General features: G+C 40.6%; 6 protein-coding genes. All 6 read right to left on the bottom strand.

Features of this window, described 5'->3' with window-relative positions; all coding sequences use genetic code 11:
• Positions 1–96 precede the first annotated feature (96 nt).
• On the bottom strand, positions 97–2493 hold the full coding sequence (locus SPD53_RS16070; protein ID WP_336253164.1) for a YhgE/Pip domain-containing protein: 2397 nt from the start codon (positions 2491–2493) through the stop codon (positions 97–99).
• 655 nt (positions 2494–3148) lie between these two features.
• A complete protein-coding gene (gene sufB / locus SPD53_RS16065) occupies positions 3149–4546 on the bottom strand; it encodes a Fe-S cluster assembly protein SufB (protein ID WP_336253163.1) in 1398 nt (465 codons plus the stop codon).
• 34 nt (positions 4547–4580) lie between these two features.
• On the bottom strand, positions 4581–5015 hold the full coding sequence (gene sufU, locus SPD53_RS16060; RefSeq protein ID WP_336253162.1) for a Fe-S cluster assembly sulfur transfer protein SufU: 435 nt from the start codon (positions 5013–5015) through the stop codon (positions 4581–4583).
• The gene (locus SPD53_RS16055; RefSeq protein WP_336253161.1) at positions 5005–6225 is read right to left on the bottom strand and encodes a cysteine desulfurase; all 1221 of its coding nucleotides are present in this window, start codon (positions 6223–6225) and stop codon (positions 5005–5007) included. Before SPD53_RS16055 ends, sufU begins: the two co-directional genes overlap by 11 nt.
• Positions 6225–7538 carry a Fe-S cluster assembly protein SufD gene (gene sufD, locus SPD53_RS16050; RefSeq protein ID WP_156856686.1) on the bottom strand — a complete coding sequence of 438 codons (1314 nt, stop codon included), beginning with the start codon at positions 7536–7538 and terminating at the stop codon, positions 6225–6227. The genes SPD53_RS16055 and sufD overlap by 1 nt, the downstream gene beginning before the upstream one ends.
• A 17-nt stretch (positions 7539–7555) precedes the next feature.
• Positions 7556–8341 (bottom strand): Fe-S cluster assembly ATPase SufC, encoded by a 786-nt coding sequence (gene sufC, locus SPD53_RS16045; RefSeq protein ID WP_156856685.1) that lies wholly within the window; start codon positions 8339–8341, stop codon positions 7556–7558.
• Positions 8342–8542: the final 201 nt, after the last annotated feature.

Raw genomic sequence — 8542 nt, 5'->3', positions numbered from 1 at the left:
GCTAGCCCTGGATATCTAAGTTATGCACAACATTTATATTTTATAGGACGCTATGCAATGAGGAAAAACCCGCCACTAAAAATGGCGGGTTTTTCATTATAAAATAACTTTACTTTCACGTGCTTCTTCTAAGAACTTATCGCTTCGTTTATTTATTGTTTCTTTTAGTTTAATACCGATAAACAAGAAGATGATCATAAAACCGACAAGCCAAGCGATATGGGTGAGCACGACGGACCAAACAATTCCACCTGTCGCTTCCCTTAACAAGCCCAATCCATGCGTAAACGGCATAAACTTGTGGATTGTTTGGAAGAATTGCGGTGTTGTCTGGATTGGGAAGGTACCCCCCGACGCTCCGAGTTGCATAACGAGCAAGATAATCGCAATCACTTTGCCCGTATTTCCAAAGACGGAGACAAATGTATAAATAATCACCATAAACACTGTACTGATCAGAAAAGCAAATAGAACGTATAGGAATTTGTGTACAACGAATGTTTCAAGCAAGAACAAATTACCGCAAGTGACAACTAAAGCCTGTACCAGTCCAATCAACCAAAATGTTATAAATCTGCCGAAATATGCTTCATAGCCCTTGTATTTATGCTTATTCGGTACGTCAACAATCAAAGTAGAAACGAGGATCAGCCCCCCAACCCAGAGGGAGAGTGTCGTAAAGAACGGAGCCATGCCTGATCCATAGTTCGGAATTGGGAATAATTTGTGTTCCTGAAGAATGATTGGATCTGCGAAGAATTCTTCCTTTGCGTTCGGATCATTCCGTAGAAAGTCAATCAGTTCTTCGAGATCTCCTTTAGCTTCTAATTCCCTCGTTTTCTTCGCTAAACTAAATAATTTCTCTTTCGCTTCAGGAAAAACAGATTGAATTTTGTCCAACTCTTTTTTTCCTGTACCGATTCCTGCATCAACTTTATTTAAAATTTCCTCTACTTTCGGAAAGTAGGAAGTGACTTTTTCTATTTTTTTATCTGCTTCATGAATTGCATTTCGGGCCGTGTTCATTTCTTTATTGTAGGTTGGCATTAAATCTTGATCGATAAATGTTAATAAATCATTAATGGTTGTATTAATTCGTAAAGCGTGTTCCTCTATATAATCTAATACGTCGGCTAGTTTTGCTTTCCCTTCCTTAGCTGCAGTAATTTTTGCAAGCACTTCATCTTTGAATTGTCTTAGATCTTCTTCATAACCCGCAACCTTATCAACTCCGTCAAGGAAAATACCATCTGCAATAGATTCTTCAACTTGTTTACTTGCCCCGATTGCATGCTGAATTGCTGCTTGTCTAGCTTCGATAATTTCTACCATCGCTTTTAACTGCTCTAAAGACTTCTCATCTTCACTTGGTGCATCTTCCCCGTTATCTGGTGCATTTTCGATGACATCAATCGTAGCCAGCAGATCTTGTTTCGCTTTTTCGAGCCGTTCATTGTCTTCTTCTAATTGGGCAACAAGATTGGCGATTTGGTTGCCGTTGGTTGCTTCTTCATCCGCATTTTTCAACGCTTCTTCCAATAACTGCAGGACTTCGATTCCTTGATCGATTTTTCCTGTGCTATTTTCTATTTTTGTTACAACTTCATCAAAAGAATCTTCTTTCTCGGATATTTGACTAATTACCCCTGGAACTTCTTTGATAACTTTTTGTGCTGTTGTTAAATCATTTTTAACAATGGGAACATATTCGTCTACATACTTATCAGTTTCATTAAGAATCTCCTTAGCTCTTTCACTAAGTGCCTGAACTTGTACACTCACTTCTTCTGCTTTCTTAACACCTTCATGCGCTTTTTCGCTCGCATCTTCCGCTTTGTCTAAATCATCTCCCGCAACACCTAAAAGTCGCTCAATTTCAGGCATGTCTTCTTCTAACTGATAGATGGCATCCCTTAAGCGTTCAATGCTTTCTTTGTTCGCTTCCAGTTCAATTCCGGCTTCATTGAATGCTGTAAAAATCGCTTCATTGGCAACTTTAATAAATCCTTGATGGACACTTTCCACAATACCAGTTGCCCCTGCATTCGTAATTTTCGGAGCAATGGCGTTCACTTTCTCATTAATATAATAATCCAATACAGGCTTTTCGGGTTTATCATCCAGAACGCTCGTTAATTTCTCGGAGAAATTAGACGGAATCGTAATAGACGCATAATAATCCGCTTTTTCAAGACCTTCTTTCGCTTCCTTTTCATCAACAAATTGCCAGCCTAGCTTCTTATTATCCTTTAAGTTTGTAACAACCTCATCCCCGACATTGACCGTTTCTCCTTCTACCTCCGCGCCCTCATCCAGGTTCACAACTGCTACCGCAACATTCTCCGTGTTGGCATATGGATCCCACGAAGGTAAAATGTTGAACCACGCATACATGGAAGGTAAAATCATTAGAGCTACAATCACGATGATTGCAGCACGTTTCTTCCGTATATTATTTAAATCTGTTTTAAAAATATCCCATATATTCTTCATAACTTAATCATCATCCTAATAGTGTAATTTCCTTCGACATTCTCCATCATACTAAAATACACTATTTACTTGAAAAACTCCACAATTTTAGCGGGTACAGTACAAAAAAAGCTTATTCAGAACATGCCATTACAAGTAACTCAAGTTATTATCATCTTTTTATTTATAATTTCCCGTACAACAATAGAGTAAGCACACCATTTTCTACTTATCATACGGAGTCACTCACTTTTGCAACTTTTCCAGTGGGCCTTTTCATTACTATTCCCTGCTCTACTTCTTACTATCCATAAGCTTGGCTTGTCCATCACAGACTTACCTAAGGTTTACCACGGAGTAGAGACAGTAAGACCTCCTCGGGTCATGCCACCGAACTTTCCCCCGAAACCAGCCTTCATAACTAATGGAATCCGTATCCATTATGGGATATTCCCTTCTTGTGCAAGGTTATCCGCTTCTACCAGCATGGGTTTGGGTTTGATGTCGCCTGTCCCTTCAAACCCTCCGACATTGCCCCACGACCACGCACTGCTGCTTTTCAGCTAGACACTTTCGCCACAACGACGTGTTAGAGGCTATCAGCGATTAGTTCGATGTGCTGCCAAACGCACAAAAAACCCGCCACATATCTGTGACGGGGATGTTTTATTTAAAATTATCCGATAGAGCCTTCCATTTCGAATTTGATCAGTCTATTCATTTCAACTGCATATTCCATTGGAAGTTCTTTTGTGAATGGTTCGATGAAGCCCATAACAATCATTTCTGTTGCTTCGAATTCATCTAAGCCACGACTCATTAAATAGAATAATTGTTCTTCGGAAACTTTGGATACTTTCGCTTCATGCTCAAGTGAGATATTGTCATTTAAGATTTCATTGTATGGAATTGTGTCAGATGTAGACTCATTGTCCATAATCAATGTATCGCACTCGATATTCGCACGTGCTCCGTCCGCTTTACGTCCGAAGTGAACAAGTCCAAGATAAGAAACTTTACCACCATTACGGGAAATGGACTTCGATACAATCGTTGAAGATGTATTCGTTGCTAAGTGATGCATTTTTGCACCAGCATGCTGTAATTGTCCTTTACCAGCTAGCGCAATCGATAGTGTATTACCTCTTGCTCCTTCACCTTTCAAGAGAATAGAAGGATATTTCATCGTTAATTTCGATCCTAAGTTACCATCAATCCATTCCATTGTTCCGTTCGCATCTACAGTTGCACGTTTCGTAACAAGGTTATAAACGTTGCTGGACCAGTTCTGGATTGTAGTATAACGACAGTATGCATCTTTCTTAACGATGATTTCAACTACTGCACTATGCAAGGATGCTGATGAATAAGTTGGTGCTGTACATCCTTCCACATAGTGAACAGATGCATCTTCATCAACAATGATTAGCGTACGTTCAAACTGTCCCATATTTTCCGTGTTAATACGGAAATATGCTTGCAACGGCGTTGAGCTTTTGACTCCTTTTGGAACATAAATGAAGGAACCGCCGGACCATACTGCAGAGTTCAGAGCGGCAAACTTGTTATCGGAGTATGGCACTACTGTACCGAAATACTCTTTAAATAATTCTTCATTCTCCTGCAAAGCAGTATCTGTATCTGTGAAAATGATTCCTAATTCTTGAAGATCTTCCTTCAGACTCTGATAAACTACTTCAGACTCATACTGAGCAGATACACCAGCAAGATACTTCTGCTCTGCTTCAGGAATTCCAAGTCTGTCAAATGTCTGTTTAATTTCTGCTGGAACCTCATCCCAAGTTCTACCTTGTTTCTCCGATGGTTTTACATAATAGATGATCTCATCAAAATCAAGTCCTGATAAGTCACCGCCCCATTGCGGCATTGGACGTGCATAGAAATGCTCCAACGCTTTCAAGCGGTAATCTAGCATCCATTGTGGTTCTTCTTTCATTTTGGAGATTTCCTCAACGACTTTTCGAGTTAATCCTCTCTCCGTACGGAAAACCGATACGTCTTTGTCACGGAAACCATATCTATAATCTCCTATTTCAGGCATATTCCTAGCCATAGTTGTAACCCTCCTTCAGATATTTCAAAACACCTTATCCCTGTTCATGGACACCTTTTTCAAGAGCTTTCCAGGCCAATGTTGCACATTTAATCCGGGCCGGGAATTTGGATACACCTTGAAGGGCTTGAATATCCCCTAATTCAAAGCCATCAGTATCGATTTCTTTTCCAAGCATCATATCAGAGAAAAGTTCAGACATCGCAAGTGCTTCGTCAACCTTTTTCCCTTTAATTGCCTGGGTCATCATCGATGCGGATGACATGCTGATGGAGCAGCCTTCTCCTTCAAAGCGGGCATCTTTTACAATGCCATCTTCAAGCTGCAGTTGCAGTTCAATCCGGTCTCCACAAGTAGGATTGTTCATATCAACGGTAAGAGAATCACCCTCAATTAATCCGCGGTTCTTCGGATTTTTATAGTGATCCATGATTACTTGTCTGTAAAGCGTATCTAAATTATAAGACATCACCAAAATACTCCTTCGCTTTTAACAGTCCTAAGGCGAGACGGTCTACATCTTCCTCTGTATTATACAGATAGAAACTTGCTCTAGCTGTTGCCGTAACGTCTAACCATTTCATCAGCGGCTGTGCGCAGTGGTGACCTGCACGAACTGCAATTCCTTCCGCATCGAGTACGGTTGCCGTATCATGCGGATGAACCTCTCCTAAATTAAAGGTTACAAGGGCAGCACGCTCTTTTGGACCATAAATTGTAATCCCATTCACTTCACGCAGCTTATCTATTGCGTATGCCGCCAATTTTTTCTCATGTTCTAAAATATTATCTAAACCAACTTCATTTAGAAAATCGATTGCGGCTCCGAGACCAATTGCACCAGCAATGATTGGAGTACCAGCTTCGAATTTCCATGGCAGTTCTTTCCAAGTAGAATCATAAAGGTTAACGAAATCAATCATTTCCCCACCGAATTCTACCGGTTCCATGTTCACTAGAAGTTCGCGTTTCCCATATAATACACCAATTCCAGTTGGGGCGCACATTTTATGCCCAGAAAATGCATAAAAATCTACATCGAGATCTTGTACATCCACTTGCATATGTGGCGCACCCTGGGCTCCGTCAACGACAATAACTGCATTATTTTCATGTGCAATCTTTGTAATCTCTTTGATCGGATTGATTGTTCCAAGAACATTCGAAACATGAGCGATAGCGACAACTTTTGTGTTTGGAGTAATTGTTTCCCGAGCGTCTTCCAGTGACACGGTGCCGTCCTCTTGTAACGGAATATATTTCAAAGTTGCACCAGTAGCTTTAGCTGCCTGTTGCCAAGGAATAATGTTACTATGATGCTCCATCGGCGTGATAACAATTTCATCGCCTTCCTTTAAATTGGCACGCGCATAGCTCCAAGCTATTGTGTTAATAGCGGTTGTAGTTCCACGGGTAAAAATAACTTCGGCAGTACTTTTAGCATTAATGAAAGCTCTGACCTTTTCACGTGCTCCTTCGTACTGATCGGTAGCACGTGTTCCTAGAGTATGCACGCCGCGGTGAACGTTGGAGTTCGTCTCCCGGTAGTACTTGGCCACAGCTTCTATCACAGAAACGGGCTTCTGTGAAGTAGCTGAGGAATCCAGGTATACGAGCGGGTGTCCATTCACCTCTTGACCCAGAATCGGAAACTGTTCTTTAATGGCTCTTACGTCCATTAGTTGATTTTCCTTTCGATCACTTGTGTTAATTGTTTTTTCACAGATTCAATCGGAAGCTGGGAAACAACAGGATCAAGGAATCCATGAATTAACAGACGTTGCGCTTCCTCTTCAGTCAACCCACGGCTCTTCAAGTAGTATACTTGCAATGGATCAACACGACCTACTGAAGCTGCGTGTCCTGCTGTAACGTCATCCTCATCGATAAGCAAAATAGGGTTAGCGTCACCTCGAGCTTTTTCACTTAACATAAGTACGCGAGACTCCTGTTCAGAGTTTGCTTTCGTTCCACCATGCTCAATCTTACCAATCGCGTTAAGGATTGCTGTAGAACCTTCCGTCATTACACCACGTTGTAAAATGAAACCATCGGAAGCTTTTCCGTCATGGTGCATAACAGAAGTAAAGTTTTGTGTCTGTTTTCCACGGCCAACCGATACAGCTTTCGCTTGGGAAGTGGAGTTATCACCGACTAGGCGAGTGACGTTTTCTGAAACGGTATTTCCGTCGTTCATTTGTCCTAATGCCCAATCAATTGTTGCGTCACGGCTTGCGATACCACGGCGGTTCACATATGTTGTAGTTGCAGCTGCAAAGTTATCAACTGCGCCGTATGCAACTTTAGCACCGTCGAGTGCATATACTTCCGTTACGATGTTGGCAACCGTTTCATATTCTTCATTATGGGAAAGATAGTTTTCCACATATGTGATGGAACTGTTTTTATCCACAACAACAAGTACATGGTTCACGAGTGTGATTTCTGGGTCTTCTTGCCAGAAAATGGATTGAATTGGTGTTTCAATTTGCAAGTTTTCAGGTATATAAAGGAATACACCACCATTAACAAGGGCGGCATGAAGTGCAGTCAGCTTATGCTCGCTAACAGCAACACCATCTTCCGTCATGAAATACTTTTGAACGAGATCCGCATGTTCACGGATAGCAGTATGGATGTCTGTGAAGATGACACCTTTTTCTTTTAATTCATTATTCAATGCAGCGTAAGCAACAGAATGATTACGCTGAATGATCAAGTTTTCCGGTGCTTGCTTTTCATCAAAGAAATCACGTAATTCTTCCGGAAGGTCTTGAATGGAAGATACTGATTCACCAGTTTTGAAATCATGATTGAACTCTGTAAAGTTCCAATTTCTAATTGTTGTTTTATCAGGCTTTGGCATTTCCAAGCTTTCAGCCTGCTCTATCGCATCCAGGCGGAATTTCTGCATCCACTCTGGCTCATTTCTTTTCTTTGAAAACTGTTCAACATAAGCCTTATCAAATGACAGTTTTGTTTCCACAGTCATGATACTCCTCCTAACGTTTATGCATTTTGTTCGATTGTTTCGTCTTCGATACCTAACTCTTCTTTAATCCATTCGTAGCCTTCCGCTTCTAGACGCTTAGCTAACTCTGGACCACCAGATTTTACGACACGGCCTTGCATCATGACATGTACATAATCCGGTGTGATGTAGTTTAATAAACGTTGGTAGTGAGTAATGATTAATGTTCCGAAGTTCTCATCACGTAGTTTGTTAATACCTTTAGAAACTATTTTTAACGCGTCGATGTCAAGTCCTGAGTCAATTTCATCTAAAATACCGATTTCCGGTTTTAGTAGCATTAATTGAAGGATTTCGTTACGTTTCTTCTCCCCACCAGAGAATCCTTCGTTCAAGTAACGTGTAGCCATGCTCTTATCAATTTCAAGGAAATCAAGTGTTTCATCAAGTTCTTTAATGAATTCCATTAATGGAATCTCATCGCCTTCTTCACGTTTTGCATTAATTGCACTGCGTAAAAAGTCAGAAGTTGTTACACCGCTGATTTCACTTGGATATTGCATTGCTAGGAAAAGACCTGCTCTTGCGCGCTCATCTACTTCCATTTCTAATACGTCTTCACCATTAAACGTAATGCTTCCTTCTGTTATTTCATAAAGGGGATGCCCCATAATTGCTGATGCTAATGTAGATTTACCTGTTCCGTTCGGTCCCATGATTGCATGGAATTCCCCGCCCTTAATTGTAAGGTCTACACCTTTTAATATTTGTTTATCCTCAATGGAAACATGAAGATTTTTGATTTCTAAAACTGATCCTGACATAATCAATACCTCCAAATGCTTATTCTAGTTTTCCGAGATGAACTTGATATTCATTCTCAATCTATTCTCATTACAATCTTAAAGCATTTCAAATTAATTATCAACCCATTCGGTCTATTTGCAATAAGATTGTATATAAGCGCTTAAATCCAACGGACAGAAGCGTTCGCCATTATCGCCCTTTTTATTTTCTCGCCGAAA

This window comes from Oceanobacillus sp. MO10714A (assembly GCF_037072045.1).
Lineage (GTDB): Bacteria > Bacillota > Bacilli > Bacillales > Amphibacillaceae > Oceanobacillus > Oceanobacillus indicireducens.
Note: the sequence above shows the minus strand (reverse complement) of the source record. Positions and strands in the feature narration are given on the sequence as shown.